At 60.2% G+C, this 18,980-nt stretch carries 17 protein-coding genes; 10 read left to right on the top strand and 7 right to left on the bottom strand.

All coding sequences use genetic code 11. The features are described 5' to 3' along the window. The first annotated feature begins 176 nt into the window (after nucleotides 1–176). Entirely contained in the window at nucleotides 177–686 is a 510-nt protein-coding gene (locus ACYQ54_RS20650; protein WP_460085882.1) for an invasion associated locus B family protein, read from the top strand. Between the two features lie 304 nt (nucleotides 687–990). After that, on the top strand, nucleotides 991–2,214 hold the full coding sequence (rlmN, locus tag ACYQ54_RS20645; RefSeq protein WP_460085881.1) for a dual-specificity RNA methyltransferase RlmN: 1,224 nt from the start codon (nucleotides 991–993) through the stop codon (nucleotides 2,212–2,214). A 128-nt stretch (nucleotides 2,215–2,342) separates the two neighbouring features. Here rlmN and ACYQ54_RS20640 read toward each other — a convergent pair whose 3' ends face one another. Then, the gene (locus ACYQ54_RS20640; protein WP_460085879.1) at nucleotides 2,343–4,529 is read right to left on the bottom strand and encodes a xanthine dehydrogenase family protein molybdopterin-binding subunit; all 2,187 of its coding nucleotides are present in this window, start codon (nucleotides 4,527–4,529) and stop codon (nucleotides 2,343–2,345) included. Nucleotides 4,530–4,532: 3 nt separating this feature from the next. Next, nucleotides 4,533–4,994, bottom strand: coding sequence for a (2Fe-2S)-binding protein (locus tag ACYQ54_RS20635; protein WP_460085878.1), 462 nt, complete (start codon nucleotides 4,992–4,994; stop codon nucleotides 4,533–4,535). A 181-nt stretch (nucleotides 4,995–5,175) separates the two neighbouring features. Between ACYQ54_RS20635 and ACYQ54_RS20630 the strand changes: the two genes are divergently transcribed. The 3 genes from ACYQ54_RS20630 to ACYQ54_RS20620 all read left to right on the top strand — a co-directional run bounded on the left by ACYQ54_RS20630 (nucleotide 5,176) and on the right by ACYQ54_RS20620 (nucleotide 7,880). Beyond that, nucleotides 5,176–5,796, top strand: coding sequence for a TetR/AcrR family transcriptional regulator (locus ACYQ54_RS20630; protein ID WP_460085877.1), 621 nt, complete (start codon nucleotides 5,176–5,178; stop codon nucleotides 5,794–5,796). Between the two features lie 166 nt (nucleotides 5,797–5,962). After that, nucleotides 5,963–7,183: an argininosuccinate synthase gene (locus ACYQ54_RS20625; protein ID WP_023002831.1), complete on the top strand. Its 1,221-nt coding sequence runs from the start codon at nucleotides 5,963–5,965 to the stop codon at nucleotides 7,181–7,183. 10 nt (nucleotides 7,184–7,193) lie between these two features. Next, a complete protein-coding gene (locus tag ACYQ54_RS20620) occupies nucleotides 7,194–7,880 on the top strand; it encodes a hypothetical protein (RefSeq protein ID WP_460085875.1) in 687 nt (228 codons plus the stop codon). 39 nt (nucleotides 7,881–7,919) lie between these two features. On the opposite strand, the gene ACYQ54_RS20615 is transcribed toward ACYQ54_RS20620, so the two are convergent. The 3 genes from ACYQ54_RS20615 to folP all read right to left on the bottom strand — a co-directional run bounded on the left by ACYQ54_RS20615 (nucleotide 7,920) and on the right by folP (nucleotide 10,662). Continuing rightward, entirely contained in the window at nucleotides 7,920–9,221 is a 1,302-nt protein-coding gene (locus ACYQ54_RS20615; RefSeq protein WP_460085874.1) for a glycosyltransferase family 87 protein, read from the bottom strand. Nucleotides 9,222–9,319: 98 nt separating this feature from the next. Further along, nucleotides 9,320–9,829: a 2-amino-4-hydroxy-6-hydroxymethyldihydropteridine diphosphokinase gene (folK, locus tag ACYQ54_RS20610; RefSeq protein WP_460085872.1), complete on the bottom strand. Its 510-nt coding sequence runs from the start codon at nucleotides 9,827–9,829 to the stop codon at nucleotides 9,320–9,322. Beyond that, the gene (gene folP / locus ACYQ54_RS20605; RefSeq protein ID WP_460085871.1) at nucleotides 9,826–10,662 is read right to left on the bottom strand and encodes a dihydropteroate synthase; all 837 of its coding nucleotides are present in this window, start codon (nucleotides 10,660–10,662) and stop codon (nucleotides 9,826–9,828) included. Before folP ends, folK begins: the two co-directional genes overlap by 4 nt. 293 nt (nucleotides 10,663–10,955) lie before the next feature. Between folP and ACYQ54_RS20600 the strand changes: the two genes are divergently transcribed. Continuing rightward, on the top strand, nucleotides 10,956–12,530 hold the full coding sequence (locus ACYQ54_RS20600) for an alkaline phosphatase D family protein (RefSeq protein WP_460085870.1): 1,575 nt from the start codon (nucleotides 10,956–10,958) through the stop codon (nucleotides 12,528–12,530). A 52-nt stretch (nucleotides 12,531–12,582) separates the two neighbouring features. Here the strand turns inward: ACYQ54_RS20600 and ACYQ54_RS20595 are convergent, their stop codons facing one another. Both ACYQ54_RS20595 and ACYQ54_RS20590 read right to left on the bottom strand, forming a co-directional pair. Then, nucleotides 12,583–13,797 (bottom strand): multidrug effflux MFS transporter, encoded by a 1,215-nt coding sequence (locus ACYQ54_RS20595; protein ID WP_460085868.1) that lies wholly within the window; start codon nucleotides 13,795–13,797, stop codon nucleotides 12,583–12,585. After that, nucleotides 13,794–14,255 carry a MarR family winged helix-turn-helix transcriptional regulator gene (locus ACYQ54_RS20590; RefSeq protein WP_460085867.1) on the bottom strand — a complete coding sequence of 154 codons (462 nt, stop codon included), beginning with the start codon at nucleotides 14,253–14,255 and terminating at the stop codon, nucleotides 13,794–13,796. Before ACYQ54_RS20590 ends, ACYQ54_RS20595 begins: the two co-directional genes overlap by 4 nt. Before the next feature lie 203 nt (nucleotides 14,256–14,458). On the opposite strand from ACYQ54_RS20590, the gene typA reads away from it, so the two are divergent. From typA to ACYQ54_RS20570, 4 genes are all read left to right on the top strand, one after another. After that, complete coding sequence (gene typA, locus ACYQ54_RS20585; protein WP_460085866.1) at nucleotides 14,459–16,282, top strand: translational GTPase TypA; 1,824 nt, start codon at nucleotides 14,459–14,461, stop codon at nucleotides 16,280–16,282. A 429-nt stretch (nucleotides 16,283–16,711) separates the two neighbouring features. Next, nucleotides 16,712–17,635, top strand: coding sequence for a sulfurtransferase (locus ACYQ54_RS20580; RefSeq protein WP_460085864.1), 924 nt, complete (start codon nucleotides 16,712–16,714; stop codon nucleotides 17,633–17,635). A 1-nt stretch (nucleotide 17,636) separates the two neighbouring features. Next, on the top strand, nucleotides 17,637–18,767 hold the full coding sequence (locus ACYQ54_RS20575; RefSeq protein WP_460085863.1) for a YeeE/YedE family protein: 1,131 nt from the start codon (nucleotides 17,637–17,639) through the stop codon (nucleotides 18,765–18,767). Further along, a complete protein-coding gene (locus tag ACYQ54_RS20570; RefSeq protein ID WP_330560974.1) occupies nucleotides 18,764–18,940 on the top strand; it encodes a hypothetical protein in 177 nt (58 codons plus the stop codon). The genes ACYQ54_RS20575 and ACYQ54_RS20570 overlap by 4 nt, the downstream gene beginning before the upstream one ends. Nucleotides 18,941–18,980 lie beyond the last annotated feature (40 nt).

Here is an 18,980-nt window from a genome sequence, read left to right as displayed (position 1 = left end):
CTGTTGCCGCGTTTAAACGCAAAGCGATAAGATTGGTGCACGCACCGAAAACAGAAAAACAATTGCCGAGCTTCAACCCTTTCGTAACCCGCTTTAAGTTATCATTAAAGCAAGGTTTATATGTCAGACGGCAGTTGAACTAAATTTGACGGAAACTCAAATCCAACGGTGTGGAGATGATGAAAGCAAAATCGCTGGTTCTGGCCATCGCAGGTCTTGCCGTTTCGAGTGCAGCGGCTTTCGCACAAACCCCGACACTTCTGAAGCAGCACAAGGATTGGGCGGCCTATGCGCTGACCAGTGGCGGCGGTAAGGTTTGCTACGCGCTGACCAAACCGACGACGTTGCTGCCGGGAGATCGAAATCACGGGGACGTGTTCTTTTTCGTGACCACCCGCCCGGCGGAAGGCGTTTCGTCCGAGCCGAGCCTGCTGGTCGGTTATCCTTTCAAGGACAAATCCTCGGTCAACGTCGATATTGATGGCAAGGGCTTCACGCTCTTCACCAACAATGATGGTGCCTGGGTCGAAAATGCTGCTACCGAAGCGCAACTGGTCGCTGCCATGAAGGCGGGCCGGGAAATGACGGTTACCGGCGAATCCAGCCGCGGTACCCGTACCACCTACAAGTTCTCTCTTTCCGGTGTAACGGCCGCGATCGACGATTCCAACGCTGCCTGCCGCTAACGCGATCAGGTGGCGGCTTCTCCGGCTTTCACCCGCATTTGCAGGGTGAAATGCCGAAGCCAGCCGGTGGTTTCCTTTCAATTTCGACTTGACCCCGGACGGGCCCAACGGCCTTTCCGGGCTCTTTTCGTTGCATGAAAACAGATCTGCATAGCTCCCTTGCACGTCGATAAACTTGATTTTCGGCGCTTTTTGTGGTTTTGGGAGCGCTTGAATTCAGACCTGCGAGACAGGTGCCCGGCGACAGCGTAGTCTTGTATCAAGACACTCAAAAACCTTGCCGGACGAGATTACGGATCACGACATGGCAATTACGCTCGACATCGCGCGGGACAATCCGAACGCGCACACCGTTTCAGGCGCAGCCGGCGCAGTGCTGCCCGGCGAAGACAAGCCGACGCTGATCGGCCTGTCGCGCGAGGAACTGGGCGAAGCTCTCGGTACCATCGGCGTGCCACAGAAGCAGTGGCGCATGCGCGCCTCGCAGCTCTGGCACTGGCTTTACGTGCGCGGCGTTTCCGACTTTGCGCAGATGACCAACATCGCCAAGGACCTGCGCCAGAAGCTGGACGACGCCTTCACCATCGCCCGTCCGGAAATCGTCTCAGAGCAGATCTCTGTCGACGGCACACGCAAGTGGCTGTTCCGCTTTCCCGCGCGCGGCGCCGGGCGTCCGGTCGAAGTCGAGACCGTCTATATTCCCGAAGAAGGCCGCGGCACGCTCTGCGTTTCTTCTCAGGTCGGCTGCACGCTGACCTGCACCTTCTGCCACACAGGCACCCAGAAGATGGTCCGCAACCTGACGGCCGAAGAAATTCTGTCGCAGATCCTGATCGCTCGCGACCGGCTGGGCGATTTTCCGCATGCGGACACACCTCAGGGCGCCATTGTACCGTCCGAAGGCCGGCTGGTAACCAACATCGTCATGATGGGCATGGGCGAGCCGCTCTACAATTTCGACAACGTCAAGAAGGCGCTGCTGATCGCTTCCGACGGCGACGGCCTGTCGCTCTCCAAGCGTCGCATCACCCTGTCGACCTCCGGCGTCGTGCCGGAAATCTTCCGCACCGGTGAAGAGATCGGCTGCATGCTGGCCATCTCCCTGCATGCGGTCCGCGACGAGCTGCGCGACGTGCTGGTGCCGATCAACAAGAAATGGAACATCAAGGAACTGCTCGATGCCTGCCGGCAGTATCCGGGCCTGTCCAACGCCAAGCGCATCACCTTCGAATATGTGATGCTGAAGGGCGTCAACGACAGCAACCAGGACGCACTCGATCTGGTCCGCCTGCTCAAGGGCATTCCGGCCAAGATCAACCTCATCCCCTTCAACCCCTGGCCGGGCACCGATTACGAATGCTCCGACTGGGAACGGATCGAGGAATTCGCCGACATCGTCAACCGGGCCGGGTATGCCTCTCCCATCCGCACACCGCGCGGACGCGACATCTTTGCAGCCTGCGGACAGCTGAAATCGGCATCGGAGCGCATGCGCAAGAAGGACCGTGAGGCACTGGCAGCCTCCTGAGGCAACATCATTTGCTGAACGAAAAACGGCGACTCCAGTGAGTCGCCGTTTTTGTTTGATCAGAAAACGTCAAGGCAATCTGGAAAAGGCCGCCCGGAGGCGGCCTTTCTCTGTTCAAGCGGCAAGGCTCAGACGAGACCGGCCTTTGCCAGCGGCAGACTGGTTGCCCACTCGCCCTTGGCAGCGGCAATCGCGTTGGCGACGGCCGGACCGATTGGCGGAGTGCCGGGCTCACCGATGCCGGTCGGTGCTTCGTTCGAAGGAACGATATGCACCTCGATCTCCGGCATGTCGGACATCCGAATCGGCTCGTAGGTGTCGAAGTTGGTTTCTTCGACAACCCCATCCGCAAGCGTCACCTGGTTTCGCAGAATGGCACCGAGACCATAGCCGATGCCGCCTTCGACCTGCGCCCGGATATTGTCCGGGTTGATCGGCGTGCCGCAGTCGACCGCTGCCGTCACCTTTTCCACTTTCACCGTGCCGTCATCGCGGAAGGAGATTTCCGCAACCTCGGCCACATAGGAGCCAAAGGATTTGTGCACGGCCACGCCGCGGTGACGTCCTTCAGGCAAGGGCGTGTCCCAACCGGCCTTTTCGGCAGCCAGCTTCAGGACACCCGCCTTGCGCGGATCGTCCTTGATCATTTCAAGGCGATAGGCAACCGGGTCCTTGCCGGCTTCCTTGGCCAGACGGTCGACCATGGTTTCCATGACGTAGGCCGTGTGGGTGTGCCCCACCGACCGCCACCACAGCACCGGCACCTGCGTTTCCTGGAAGGACTGGTCCATGTTCATGAGCGGGAACGCATAGGTCGTATCATGCGCGCCTTCGGTCATGTTGTGGTCGACACCGTCCTTCATCAGCATGGCTTCGAAAGGCGTGCCCTTGACGATGGACTTGGCGGCGATGTTGTACTTGAACGCCGTCACGTTGCCCTGGTCATCAAGACCGACCCGCAGCCGGTGAGCCGACATCGGACGGTAGTAACCGCCCGCCATGTCGTCCTCACGGGTCCAGACGATCTTCACCGGAGCCGGTGCCATGCCGGCGGCCTGCATGGCCTTGGCCAGCGTGGTGATTTCCACGACCGGATGCGCATCGGCCTGGGCCCGACGCCCGAAGGACCCGCCTGCCCACAGGGTGTTGATCTTGACCTTCTCGAACGGAATGCCGAGTACGGTGGCCGCCACGTTGTGATCGATGGTCGGGATCTGGGAAGCGAACCAGAATTCCGCCGTGTCGCCGTCGAACATCATGGCGATGTCGAGCGGTTCCATGGCGCCATGGGCCAGGAACGGGAAGTCGTATTCCGCTTCGATGACCTTGGCCGAAGCTTCCAGCGCCGCGTCGACATCACCGTCTTCGCGAACCTTCACACCCGGCTTGGTGGTCATATCCTTCAGTTCGGCGATCATTGCATCGCTGGACCGTGTTTCCGCCTCGGCATCGTCCCACTCGATTTCGAGCAGGGACCGGCCGTTGATTGCCGGCCAGGTGGACTTGGCGATCACCGCAACTCCGTTCGGGATCTGCAGCACGTTGACGACGCCTGGCACCTTCTTGGCTTCGGTGGCGTCAAACGACTTCACCTTGCCGCCAAAACGGGGAGAGCGGGCAACAACGGCAACCAGCAGGTCATCACGCTGGAAGTCCATCGTGTAGGTCTTCGGTGCCCCCACGGTCTTGTTTTTGACGTCAAGACGCGGGAACGACTTGCCGATATAGACCCACTGGTCCGGTGTCTTCAGTGTCGGCTCTGCCGGGACGTCCTCGTTGGCGGCAAGACCGGCAAGCTCACCCAGGGTCGCGGACTTGTCCGAACCATGGGAGACAACGCCGCCCGACACGGTGATTTCACCAGCCGGCACACCCCATTTCTGTGCCGCGGCGGCAACGATCATCGCCTTTGCCGCAGCTCCGGCCTGACGGTATTGCATGAACGAGTTGGCCATGGCCGTGGAACCGCCGGTGCCCTGAACGCCGAACAGCGTGTTGGCATAGACCTGCGGATTGGACGGGGCGAATTCGACACGAACCTGCTCCCAGGAAGCGTCGAGTTCGTCGGCCACCAGACTGCAGAGACCGCTGGCTGTTCCCTGTCCCATGTCGAAGTGCTTTGACAGCACCACCACCGTGTTGTCCGGACGGATGTGAACGAAGGGCTGGATGAACTCACCTTCGGCGGCCGATGCGGTCGAGCGCGGCAGGTTCATGGCAAGCACAAGGCCACCAACAGTACCGGCGGACATCTTCAGGAAGGTGCGCCGTGTCGGCATTGCGGCTGCCAGCGGTTGTTTCAGGAGATGCAGCATGGCTCAGGCCTCCATCTTGTCTGAAGCAAGGTGGATGGCCTTGCGGATCCGGGCATAGGTGGCACAGCGGCAGACATTGCCATCCATCGCTGCGTCGATGTCCTCATCGGTCGGCTTGGGCGTTTCTGCCAGCAATGCGGTTGCAGCCATGATCTGGCCGGACTGGCAGTAACCGCACTGCGGCACGTCCAGCTCGTTCCAGGCGGCCTGGACAGCTGCAGCCGCCTTGCCGTCGATGCCTTCGATCGTGGTGATTTCAGCGCCTTCAAGGTCGCCGACGAACGTCTGGCAGGACCGGATCGGAATACCGTCCATGTGAACCGTGCAGGCACCGCAGGATGCGATGCCGCAACCGAACTTCGTCCCCGTCATTCCCAGCTCGTCTCGCAGAGCCCACAGCAGAGGGCTCTCGGGATCCGCGTCGAGCGTGCGCGTTTCCCCGTTTATTTTTAATGTCACTGACATGAGGAGGCGTCTCCTTTGGCTGGCCAATTCTGGCTAAAGGATGTAAACTACACCGTGCAGTTTAGTTAGAAACGGCACGTCTGTAAACGCCAGAGTTTACATAGGACGCGATTTTTGGGATTAAAGAGGCGGAGGTCCTGTCAACTGACAGAAAATGCAACGGGGTTAATATGAGTAGATAATGTCCGTATCGGATCAGAAAAAGAAGCAGATAGTTCAGGCTGCAATCGCGGAGTTTCAGGAAAAGGGCTATGCCGGAGCCAGCATGGACCGGATTTCCGAGCGAGCCCAGGTTTCCAAGCGCACGGTCTACAATCATTTTGAAAGCAAGGACGTGCTTTTCAAGGAGATCAACCAGTGCCTTGCCGACCAGATCAACTCGGCACTTGAAGTCCCTTACGACCCGGCTGTCCCCATTCGCGACGCACTTGTGCGTCTTGGCTGGGCGGAAGGCGAACTCATGGTCAATCCGTGTTTCATGAGCCTGGCCCGCATGGTCATGAGCGAAACGATCCGTAATCCGGCCCTTGCTGCCGATATGGACAGCCGCATGACCAAGATCTCCGTCTTTACCGAGTTCATGGAACGCGCCACCCGCGAAGGCAAGCTTACCGTCGAAGATCCGTCCCTGGCAGCAACCCAGTTTCTCGGCCTGATCAAGGCCCGCTCCTTCTATCCGAACATCCACAGCGGCCGCGTCACGACCCGGCCCGAGATGGAACGGATCATCGAGGAAAGCGTCGATATGTTCCTGGCCCGATACGGCGCTACGGCATCCGCGCGCACGGTAGCGGCGCAGTAACCGGCGCCCGCCAAAATTCTCCAATACGACAGATCGGCCCTGGCAGACGAAAACGCGACGATTTGAGTGCATCGCGGGGCTTGCGCCGTCCATAGAACCGGCTAAATTGCCGCAAATTTTCATCGGCGGGCAACCGCCAGGAACATCGAACTGGATTTTTCCCAAAATGGCGCATGGTGACATCAAAAAAGTCGTGCTGGCCTATTCCGGCGGCCTCGACACTTCCATCATCCTGAAATGGCTGCAGACCGAACTGGGCTGCGAAGTGGTGACCTTCACCGCCGACCTCGGCCAGGGCGAGGAACTGGAGCCTGCGCGCAAGAAAGCCGAGATGCTCGGCATCAAGGAAATCTACATCGACGACCTGCGCGAGGAATTCATCCGCGACTTCGTTTTCCCGATGTTCCGCGCCAATGCCGTCTATGAAGGTGTTTACCTGCTCGGCACCTCCATCGCCCGGCCGCTGATTTCCAAGCGCCTGATCGAGATCGCCGAGGAAACCGGCGCCGACGCCATTGCGCATGGCGCGACCGGCAAGGGGAACGACCAGGTTCGTTTCGAACTGTCCGCCTATGCGCTGAACCCGGATATCAAGGTGATTGCCCCCTGGCGCGACTGGACCTTCAAGTCCCGGACCGATCTTCTGGAATTCGCCGAACAGCACCAGATCCCGGTTCCGAAGGACAAGCGCGGCGAAGCCCCGTTCTCCGTCGACGCAAACATGCTGCACTCCTCATCGGAAGGCAAAGTGCTGGAAGATCCGGCCGAGGAAGCACCGAATTACGTGTTCCAGCGCACGGTTGACCCGACCGAAGCTCCGGACGAAGTCACCTACATCGAGATCGGCTTCGAAAAGGGCGACGCTGTCTCCCTCAACGGCGAGAAGATGTCGCCGGCAACGCTCTTCGCAAAGCTCAACGACTATGGCCGCGACAACGGCATCGGCCGTCTCGACATGGTCGAGAACCGCTTCGTCGGCATGAAGAGCCGCGGCATCTACGAAACGCCGGGCGGCACCATCCTTCTGACGGCGCACCGGGCCATGGAATCAATTACGCTCGACCGAGGTGCGTCGCACCTGAAGGACGAACTGATGCCGCGGTATGCAGAGTTGATCTACAACGGTTTCTGGTTCTCGCCGGAGCGCGAAATGCTGCAGGCTCTGATCGACAAGAGCCAGGAGCATGTCACCGGCTCCGTCAAGCTGAAGCTCTACAAGGGCAACGTCATTCTCGTCGGCCGGTCTTCGCCCTATTCGCTCTATTCCGAAGAGCTGGTCACCTTCGAGGACGACCAGGGCGCCTACGACCAGAAGGACGCCGCCGGCTTCATCAAGCTGAACGCCCTGCGCCTGCGCACCCTCGCCAAGCGCGACCGGATCGGCTGAGATCTCTGACATGACAAGACCGGCGGCAGCAAAACTCGAACAGGACCTTGCTGCCGCCGGTTTTTTGTTGCTCGGTGGCTTTGCGCCCGACGGCACTGTTGCCGTCCCGTCTCTTGCAAACGGCAAGGAGGTCCGAAGCCTCCTCCTGATCGGCAGCACCGGACCGTCGATCTGGCCGCGACTGACACAGAGCCCGGAATATGAGAGCGGCCAACCGGACTCGCTCGACCGCTACACGCGGCGCAGCCTTTTGGACCTTGCCGAGGCATCCGGCTACGAACCGGTGTTTCCCTTCGAAGGCCCGCCCTATTACCCCTTCCAGCAATGGGCGATGAAATGCGGAGGCTTCTCCCAAAGCCCGCTCGGAGTTCTGGCGCACCGGACCTACGGCCCCTGGACCGGTTTCCGTGCGGCTTTTCTGAGCAATAAACCACTTTGGGCAGAAACATCTGACGGTCTGCCGGGCCCCTGCGAGGCCTGCAAGGACAAACCCTGTATCGCCGCCTGCCCGGCAGATGCCCTGTCGCTGGAAACCGGCTACGACGTTCCGGCCTGCCGGACGCACCTTTTGGAAGACGAGATGCAGGCCTGCTGGACCGGCTGCCTTGCCCGTCTGGCCTGCCCCGTTGGCAAGGAGCATCGCCAGGCCCCGGATAATGCGCGGTTCCACATGAAGAGTTTTATTGGGCTTTGTTAGAGCCAGCCGACGGTGTGACCCGGCTTGGGAACCCTGACCCTATGGTGCCTGCACCATCGGAATCTGACATCTGGCAACGCTGCCTGTTGCAGGGGCTTTCCTGAAGCAGGCAAAGGCGAGCGCTAGAACCAAGAGTGACAGGAACAAAATAGAACCTGAAAAGTAGAATGCCGCGGTGGGGTCATACTTGTCGACAATGTCATGCAGGACAGGCGCGCACCAGAGCAGTCCGGCGGCTGCCTGAAGGGCGATTGGCCAATTGGGTCTGACCTTGACCAGCAGGAGCAGAGCCATAGAGTAGATTAACCAGTCGTAGAACAGGAAAGACGGTGCTGCCAGGCACATTCCCAGCAGGCAGAAGGCCACGGCTTCTTCCCTAGGGCGGCGTCGCGCAAGAAACCAGACTGCCACCCCAAGACACAATATGGCCAACAGTTGCAACGCCTTTCTGAAAGCGGGTTCCACACCGAATTTTCCGAGAGAATTCCCGACTGTCACCATCATGTTGTGCAGCACCTCGAACTGAACCGCGTGCACGCCGCTCGACAGAGACGTAAAGAATGCCTGCCAGACCTCAAGGCCGTAGACGGCGATGGACAGCGCAATCAGCCCGCAGGTTCCAAGTGCGGCGACCGCAAAGGCACGCCAATCCCGATTGGCTGCAAGGAAGACAGGCGCAAGAATACCGTACTGCGGCTTTATCGTGAGCACAGCCAGGGCGAGTCCCGCCAGCACTGGCCGCGTGCGGCTGAACAGCAGGGCGAACAGAAGCAGGAACGTCGTAATCGGAGAAAGTTGCAAGAGCTGAAACGAATATAAAGTCCCGCTTGACAGGAGCACGAAGACATAGGGCCACAGACCGAGCTTGAGCCGGGTCATGTGAATGGACATCAGCAGACAAAGTACACTCAGCACCATGAAGACGGCTTTCGCACCCGGGTAATCGAGGTACGTGAGCGGCTCGAAGAACAGAAAGGCATGAGGAGGGTTCAGGAAGAACAGGAATTTGTTGCTCTCTGAGAATGCCGCCGTGAACCTGTAGTAATCGTAGGCATCGGACGCAATGCCGAGCCGCGCCATTTCGCCAGCGCGGTAGAAGGCGGCGAAATCCTCGTTTTCCGCAACGCCAACGCTATGCGCGAAAGTAAACGCACCGCCGTCGTCGCGAATCCAGGTTGCAAGGAGAAGCAGTGACATGGAAAGCAGAATGAAAACGAACAGTGGACCACCAAAGCGGGTGTTCAGATCCTCCGATCTGAGCGCCCCCAGATAGAACTGTCTGACCTTGCCAATCACAACCCTGCCCCCTGCAACGACATGCCGACTGAAAATGGCGGACATGAAGCTCGCCCCGTTTTCGACAGTTTAGGACGTCTTTGGTTGAAATTTTCCAAAGGAAACCCGATTAGGCCCACCCCACTCGCGGCAGACCGCTGCCGTCAGAGCCTCACCACACCGTCCTGATCCGGACAGGTTTCCAATGCTTCCATTGCTGTGCGACCGTCGCCGAGGGGGGCGTCTGGCCAGATTTCGGCAAGCGGGATCAGAACGAAGGCACGATCGCCCATGCGTGGATGAGGTATTTCGAGGTCGTTTTCGGCAACCCTTTGCAGACCATAGATCAGAACATCAATATCCAGCGTCCTCGGTCCCCAGCGCACATCGCGCACGCGACCGAGTTCGGTCTCGATTTCAAGACAGCGTTTCAACAGCGCCTGCGGGCTCAAGGTCGTGTCGATCACCACGCAGCAATTGCGGAAATCGTCCTGTGGCACCGGCCCCCAGGGCGGCGTGCGGTAGTCGGAGGAGCGGGACACCAGCATGATGCCGGGAGTTTCCTCCAGTCGCCGGATCGCTTCGTCGAGATTGGCCTTAGGATCTCCAAGGTTCGATCCAAGCCCGAGCGCACAGCGGGTCGGGGCATCGGCCATCGCACTTTCAGCATTCATTCGACAGGGTTCCGTTCCAGGCGGGTTGCCTCGATCATACGCACGCAATCGGCATGTGGACTTACGTCATGTGTCCGCACGATGGCGGCGCCCTTCAACATGGCCGTCATGTGAACGGCAACGGACCCGAACAGCCGGTCTTCCGTCTCCGCTTCCAGCACGGCGCCGATCATGCGCTTGCGCGACGCGCCCGCCAACAGCGGCAGACCGTGTTTCTGCAGCGTTTCGAAACGGTTCAGGACGATGAAATTCTGATTGATGGTCTTGCCGAAACCGAAGCCCGGATCAAGGATCTGCTTGTCCCGGGCGATTCCGGCCTTTTCCGCCAGCTCCATCGAAGTTTCGAAGAACCGGTCGATGTCCGCAAGAATATCCAGACCGGCATCGGCGGCAAGACGGTTATGCATCATGACCACATGCACGCCTGCCTCGGCAACGACATCCGCCATGGCCGGATCCTTTTGCAGACCCCAGACATCATTGACGATGACAGCGCCTGCGGCACAGGCGCGGCGGGCGATTTCGGCCTTGTAGGTATCGATGGAAACCGGCGTCCCCATGGCGATCACCTCATCGAGGATCGGATCGAGCCGCGACCATTCCAGGTCCAGCGGCACCGGCTCCGAACCCGGCCGCGTGCTTTCCCCGCCGACATCCAGAATGTCGGCACCCTCCAGAATCATTTCCTGCGCGCGCCGCAGTGCGGCGCCGGCGGTCGCATGGCGTCCACCGTCGGAAAAGGAATCCGGGGTCACGTTCAAGATCCCCATCACGTGGGGGCGTTGACTTCCACCTGCAAAACGAGGCGGTTGATAGGCTGTCGGGGTCGGCATCATGGCGTCCTTTTGACGGTCAGGCACGTGTTTGGCGCGTCTGGCACCGACGGTCAAGCGGCACTAAAGCGACCTCGCCCTGCTTGACCCCACCCCAAGGCTGTGGACGATCACGATTTGGAAGCAATTTGGAGGTTCAATCGTTCCGTAGCGGTTTTCTGCAATCCGAACACACCGTCATCAAAAATTCGGGAAACGGTCTTGGAACGGACATCCGTCTGTCACGGAGCTTCAGCACCTGATGTTTTTGCCAAGGGACTCGCCCCTGCGGTCCTCAGCCACGGAGCTTGAAAATGTCTTCAAAAGTTTCTCGACGCAATTTTCTGAAATCATCGGTTGCCACTGGTCTGGTGCTATCCTCGCCGCTCGCCATGCCCGGCCTGTCGCGCGCAGCCTCGCGCCCGCAGATCACGCATGGCCTGCAGTCTGGTGACGTTGACGCCAATTCCGGCATGATCTGGGCGCGGTCGGATCGTCCGGCAAAAATGCTGGTGGAAGTCGACGCCACCGGAACCTTCGAAACGCCGCGACGCCTTGCCCCTATCAATGCGCTTCCCGACTCGGATTTCGCCGTCAAGCGTCTGCTTGAGAATCTGCCGTCCGATCAGGACATCTTCTACCGCGTCGCCTTTGCCGACCTGAACGACGTCAATGCGGTGTCAGAGCCGATGACCGGCCGCTTTCGCACGGCTCCCGCCTCTCGCCGCAACATCCGCTTCGCCTGGTCGGGCGACACTGCCGGCCAGGGCTGGGGGATCGATACTGACCGCGGCGGCATGAAGACCTATGCCACAATGGCAAAGCATCAGCCGGACTTCTTCATCCACTCCGGTGACACGATTTATGCCGACGGCCCGGTGAAGGAAACGGTCGACCTGAAGGACGGTACTGTCTGGAAGAACATCGTCACGGAAGAAAAATCCAAGGTTGCCGAGACGCTGGACGAATATCGCGGCCAGTGGAAATACAATCTCCTGGACGAGAACCTCAAGGCGTTCAACGCGGAAGTTCCGACCTTCTTCCAGTGGGACGACCACGAAGTCGTCAACAACTGGTCGTCTTCCAAGGATCTCCTGTCCGACGACCGCTACAGCGAAAAGAACATCCACCTGCTGGCCGCCCGTGCCGGCCGGGCTTTCCACGAACTGACCCCGATCCGCTATGCACCGGCCGAACCGGGCCGCGTCTATCGCAAGATCGCCTATGGTCCGCTGCTGGATGTGTTTTTCCTGGACCTGCGCTCCTATCGCGGCCCGAACGGCGCCTCGATGGAAGACAGCATGACGCCTGCCTCGCGCATCCTCGGCGCCGAGCAGCTTGCCTGGTTGAAGCGCGAACTGCTGAATTCCAACGCCACCTGGAAGGTAATCGCCTGCGACATGCCGATTGGCCTGATCGTCTGGGACAACTGGAAGGACCAGGCCGGTGCCGAAGCAGTCGCCAATGGCGATCATGGCGCTCCAAAGGGCCGCGAACTGGAAATTGCCGATCTGCTGCGCTTCATCAAGACGGCCGATATCGACAACATCGTCTGGCTGACCGCCGACGTGCACTACACCGCCGCGCATTACTACAATCCGGACAAGGCCCAGTTCCAGGACTTCAAACCGTTCTGGGAATTCGTCTCCGGCCCGATCCATGCCGGCACCTTCGGTCCGAACGATCTCGACATGACCTTCGGCCCGGAGCTGAAATACATCAAGGCACCGACCGCCGAACAGGGAGCCAACCTGCCGCCGTCCATGGGGCTTCAGTTCTTTGGCCTGGTGGATATCGACGGCCAGAGCGAACAGCTCACCGTACGCCTGATGGACCGTGACGACGTCGAACTGCACACCGTCACGCTGGATCCGGTTCGTAAGGCCTGATCAAGTTTTTCAGACAAAAGAGCGGGCCGGGAAACCGGCCCGTTTGATTTTTCTACTCCGCCGCCGCAGCAGGTTGCCGGATCTGATTGCGCAGGATCAGATAGAGAATGATACCGACGATGGGCATACCCGGCAGAATGAAGGCAAGCCCCAGGATCGGTTCGCCGAGCGCCGCAATCAAGAGGCTGGCGACGATACCACCGCCGAACTGAAGAAAGCCGAGCATGGAAGATGCCGCCCCTGCCATATGCGGGAAAGGGGCCATGGACTCGGTGAAGCTTGCCGGCAGCACCAGTGCCAGCGCGAATGTGAACAGCGCCACCGGCCCCATCACCGTCAGGATCGTCGGCTCATGAGTCAGCGTGACGTAGCACATCAGCGTCGACGCAACGACCCAGAGCCCGAGCCCATAGGGCACCAGCTTGCGGGCTTCGATGAAGCGCAGGAGGCGGCCGGTCAGGATGGTTCCAGAAATGAAGGAGCCCGACTGAATGATCATAGTCAGCCCGAAGGCGGACGGCGTGAGGCCGACCTCATAGATCAGGATGAAAGGCAGAACGGTTGCCAGCGCATACAGGTTGCCGAGGCCGAAGCCGATGAGAAGGCTTGGCGCCAGGAACCTCGGATCTTTCAGCAATGTGGTGTAATTGATCGCCAGTTGCCGCGGATTGAGGTGATGCTTGCCCGGCTTTGGATTGGTCTCGACCTGAAAGACAAGCACGGCAATCATCAGCAGTGCGCCGTAGATCACCATGCACCAGAACACTTCCTGCCAGCCGAACAGCTCCAGCACGATGCCGCCGATGGTGGGCGAGATCGCCGGCCCCAGGGCCAGCATCATCGCGATTGTATTCATGATCTTGGCGGAGGCCTGTCCGGTGAACTGATCGCGGACAATGGCACGCGAGACCGCGATGCCTACCGCGGCGCCGACACCCTGAAGCGCACGGGCGAACACCATGAACTCGACGGTCGGAGAGAAGGTCGCCAGCACGCTGGAGATCAGGTAAAGGATCAGGAAGGCAATCGTGACCGGCTTGCGTCCGAAAGCGTCCGTCAGCGGTCCGCAGACAAGCTGAGTAACGGCAAAACCGGCGAAATAGGCCGTCAAGGTAAGCTTGACTGCTGAATCGGTGGTACCGAAGGCTTCGACAAGGGCCGGCATGGCCGGGGTATAAAGTGCCATCGAAATGGGGCCGATGGCGACGAGCCCGGCCCCGAGTAGCGAAGTACGTCTGGCGCTCATGATCGAGCTGTCGGCGGTCATTTCTGTTTCCCTTTGGAAACCTCCTGCAGCAGGCTGTCCTTCATGGTCTGCAGAAGTGCTTCCAGTATCTGCCGTTGATCGGCGGGAATGTCCTCAAGCGCCTTGGAGCGTACTGCTTGCAGGGCAGTCCCTATTCTTTCAAGCAACGGATCGGCCAACGGCGTCAGCTCGATCATCTTGGCCCGACGGTCGTTCGGATCCTGGCAGCGTTTGATCAATCCGGCTTTTTCGAGCGTGTCGAGGTACCCGACCAGGGTCATCGGCTCGACATACATCGCATCTGCCAGAACAGCCTGCCGTTGGCCCGGATGGCGCCAGACATAAAACAGCGTACGCGCCTCGCCGGCGGTCAGACCAGTGTCGACCTTGGATAATTCCGCTTCGAAGTTCCGCCGCAGCAACCGTGCCAGATCGACGACCAGCATGGTGATGCCGACATTCGGAGTAGGAAGTCCCATCGCCGCCTCATTTTAGTAAGGTTACCTTACGAATACGGCGGTTCTGGAACCGCTGTCAATGCGCAGATGTGACATTGCGTTGCACAATTCCCTCGCGCCACGTATAAAGGCGCCAAATTCGGCGCGGATGCCGATCCATAGCAATTCAACTTCCAGACAAGCTGCGGGTCCCCAAGGGCCCGTTCTGTCTTTTGGAGCCACTCATGAACCTTCGTAATATTGCCATTATCGCGCACGTTGACCATGGCAAAACCACTCTCATCGACGTTCTTCTCAAGCAATCCGGCGCCTTTCGCGACAACCAGCGCACCGAAGAACGGATGATGGACTCCAACGACATCGAGCGTGAACGCGGCATCACCATTCTTGCCAAGGTCACCTCGCTGGTCTGGAAAGACACCCGCATCAACATCGTCGACACCCCGGGCCACGCCGACTTCGGCGGCGAGGTCGAGCGTATTCTGCACATGGTCGACGGTGTGATCCTTCTGGTGGATGCCGCCGAAGGCCCGATGCCGCAGACCAAGTTCGTTCTCGGCAAGGCACTCAAGCTCGGCCTGAAACCGATCGTCGCGATCAACAAGATCGACAAGCCGGAACAGCGCGCCGATGAAGTGCTGGACGAGGTCTTCGACCTCTTCGCAGCCCTCGACGCCAATGAAGACCAGCTCGACTTCCCGGTCCTTTACGGTTCCGCCAAACAGGAATGGATGGCGCTCGAGCCGACCGGCCCGCAGGACAGCATGGATCCGCTCTTCGACATGGTTCTGGACAAGGTGTCTCCGCCGGAAGCCCAGCCGGGTGATTTCCGCATTCTGGCAACCACGATCGAATCCGACCCGTTCCTGGGCCGCATCCTGACCGGTCGCATCGTATCCGGCACCGCTGTGCCGAACATGCCGATCAAGGCGCTTGCCCGTGACGGCAGCCTGGTGGAAAACGGCCGCATCTCCAAGATCCTCGCTTTCCGGGGTCTGGAACGCCAGCCGATCGAAAAGGGTGAAGCGGGCGACATCGTCGCTATCGCGGGCCTGACCAAGGCAACCGTTGCCGACACGCTGTGTGCACCGTCGGTCACCGAGTCCCTGCAGGCACAGCCAATCGATCCGCCGACACTGTCCATGACCTTCCGGGTCAACGACAGCCCGCTGGCCGGCACCGAAGGCTCCAAGGTTCAGTCCCGCGTTATCCGCGACCGCCTGAAGAAGGAAGCCGAGGGCAACGTCGCGCTGAAGATTGAAGATACCGCTGAGCCGGACGCTTTCGTTGTATCCGGACGCGGCGAACTTCTGCTGGCAATCCTGATCGAGAACATGCGTCGCGAGGGTTTTGAACTCGGCGTCGGCCGTCCGCGCGTTGTCTATCAGTATGACGATGCCGGCAACCGCCTGGAGCCGATCGAGGAAGTCATCATCGACGTCGATGAAGAACATTCAGGCGTCGTGGTTCAGAAGCTGCAGGAACGCAAGGCCGACCTTCTGGAAATGAAGCCGTCCGGCGGCGGCCGCACCCGTCTGGTGTTCCACGCCCCGACCCGCGGCCTCATCGGCTACCAGTCCGAGCTTTTGTCGGACACCCGCGGCACCGCGATCTTCAACCGCCTGTTCCATGGCTACGAGCCGCACAAGGGCCCGATCCAGGGCCGCCATACCGGCGTGCTCCTGTCCAACGGCACCGGTGAAGCCGTTGCCTATGCGCTGTTCAACCTGGAAGACCGCGGCCCGATGATGATCGATCCGGGCACAAAGGTGTATCCGGGCATGATCATCGGCGAGCACACCCGCGGCAACGACCTGGAAGTGAACGTCCTGAAGGGCAAGCAGCTCACCAACATCCGCTCTGCCGGCAAGGACGACGCGGTCAAGCTGACCACGCCGAAGAAGCTGACCCTGGAAGCGGCACTCTCCTACATCGCAGACGACGAGCTGGTGGAAGTCACCCCGGACTCCATCCGCCTGCGCAAGGCCATTCTCGACCCGCATGAGCGCAAGCGCGCCGACCGCGCGGCGAACAAGGAATCGGCATAAGCCCGATTTGAAGAACCTGAAAAAGCCCGGGCAATGTCCCGGGCTTTTTTTATGTTTTTTCGGCCAGTTCGATTTTTCCCTCATGCTGAGGAGGGCCGCAGGTCCGTCTCGAAGCATGGACGGCATTTTCGGAGCAAGTGCCCCATCCTTCGAGACAGCGCTTCGCGCTTCCGCAGGTTGAGGTTTGCCTATGCACGCCTTCTTTCACTCGTCCGGATCGTTCGCCGGCAAAGCACAGGACAGGCAACCGTCAGCAAGCCTGACCGCAACCAATTGCCACGCCAATTGTCCGCCTTGGTTTAAAATGTCAGCCCCACGACTGAATTTGAAACGCCATCCCACGCCCAATGCACGGGAATTTCCTAAACTTCGGCAATCGAAATAACGCGCGTGGCCTCAAGGCGGACGCGCGCAAGAAAGGCTGAAGCCATGAAACATATCGCTCTCGCATTGGCGATGACCGCAAGCCTCGCCACATCCGCCGCTGCCGCAACTTTCGGCCCGCTGGTGGACCCCGCAGAGCTGTCCGCGTCGCTGGACACCGTGGAGCCGGTGTTGCTGGACATCCGCAATGCCGGATACGAGAAGGGTCATGCCGACGGTGCCCTGTTTGCCCCTTACCGCATGTTCCGTGGACCAGCTGAAAATCCCGGCGGCCTTGTGGACCTTGAAAAGCTGGAAGCCGAACTGGAAGAACTCGGCCTCGAACAGGATACGCCCATCGTCATCCTGTCCGAAGGCAAGACCGATACCGACTTCGGCTCCGCTGCCCGGGTTTACTGGACCTTGAAATCAACCGGCTTCACCGATCTGTCGATCCTGAACGGAGGCCTGGAATCCTGGAAAGCCGCTGGACTGCCAGTCAATTCCACGCCCGAATCCGCCTTTCCGAGCGAGCTGGAGCTGACGTTTGACGACACGTGGCTCGCCACCACGGCGGACGTTGCCGCAGTGGCTGCAGGCGAATCCAACGCACTTCTGGTCGATGCCCGCCCGGCTGACTTCTTCAACGGCAGGAAGGCGCATGACGCGGCAGCGCGCCCCGGAACCCTGCCGACCGCCATCAACCACACCTACACGACCTTCTTCAAGGAAGGCTCGCCGGCGATGTCCACTGCCATCGATCCGGCCGCGCTGAAAGCCTCGCTTGGTGTTGAAGACGGCAAGAATACGGTCTCCTTCTGCAACACCGGCCATTGGGCCGCTGCGCACTGGTTTGCCGTGTCCGAAGTGGCCGGCGTTGAAAACGCCAAGCTTTACGCAGGCTCCATGGTCGAATATTCCCAGTCCGGAAACGAGATGGCGAACACGCCGGGTCTCGTGCAGAACCTGATCAACCAGATACTGAACTGACGTGACCACTGCCGTAAATATTCACACAACCGCTGCGACGCCAATCTGGCGCCGCGGCGGTCTTGTTTTGGTCGCCCTCGCAGCCGTGTTGGCCACCGCCCTTCTGGTCGGTGGACGTTACGGCTTGCTGCTTGCCGTCGGTCTTGGCTTCGGCATCGTGCTGGAAGGTCTGCGCTTCGGCTTTGCCGGCCCCTGGCGGGCGATGATCCTGCGCCGGGACCCGGGCGGCCTGTGGGCACAGCTTCTGTCGATTGCCCTTGTCTCGCTAGTGGCCTTTCCGCTGCTTGCCGCGAACCAGGGCGAGCTGAGCGGTGCTCAGGGACCGATCGGCTTTGCCATGATTGCGGGAGCCTTCGTGTTCGGTGCCGCCATGCAGGTGGTGCTGGGATGCGGGTCCGGCACCCTGGTCAACGCAGGATCCGGTAATGCGATTTCCCTCGTTGCCCTACCCTTCTTTGCCATCGGCAGCTTTGCCGGGGCCTATCACCTTATCTGGTGGACAGACCTTGGTGCCTTGCCTGTTCTGACCCTGTCCGGCTGGCAGGGCGCGGTAATCACTTGGTTGGGGCTTTCGGCAATTGCCGCAGTGCTTTGGAAGCTGGCGGCTCCCGAACACCGGCGCCTGCCACGCCGGCTGATTGCTGCAGCCACCCTGCTGGCTGCCCTTGCCATTCTGAACCTGATCGTGGCCGGCCAACCCTGGGGCGTCGTATACGGCCTGGGGCTGTGGGCGGCAAAAGCAGCCTCCGCCGCAGGTGTGGACCTGTCCGGATCGGCATTCTGGAGCGCACCCGCATCCGTCGAGCGCCTGACCCATAGCCTGCTGACAGACTACACCTCGCTCACCAATATCGGCATCATCCTGGGCGCCTTTCTGGTTGCCGGCTGGCGAAACGGCGGCCTGTCGCAGAAGATCCAGAGGCTGCCCCTGCAGGCATGGCTTGCTGCGATGGTCGCGGGTTTTCTGCTGGGCTATTCCTCCCGCCTTGCTTTCGGCTGCAATGTCGGCGCGTTCTTTTCCGGCATTTCAACGGGCAGCCTGCACGGCTGGGTCTGGTTCGCGGCAGCGTTCGCCGGCTCGATCTACGGCGTGAAACTGCGCCCGCTTTTGAAGCTGGAGGCAAGATCATGACCCGTCTGGTAACGGCCTCCATCGCTCTCGCAGGGCTTGCCGCAATGATCGCCCTGGATGCGTCCGCGACACCGCCCAACCCCTACAAGGCCCCGAAGCTTCTAGCCCTGGGGTCCGGCACCGCCCCCAGCGGCGGCTTCTGCGGCGCGCTGCCCGACCCGGCCGGCAAATAGCAGGGCTTCTTCCAGGCATTTTCCGGTGCAAAATGCCAAG

Source organism: Roseibium sp. LAB1, from assembly GCF_054658235.1.
This window is presented reverse-complemented; position numbering and strand designations above follow the sequence as displayed.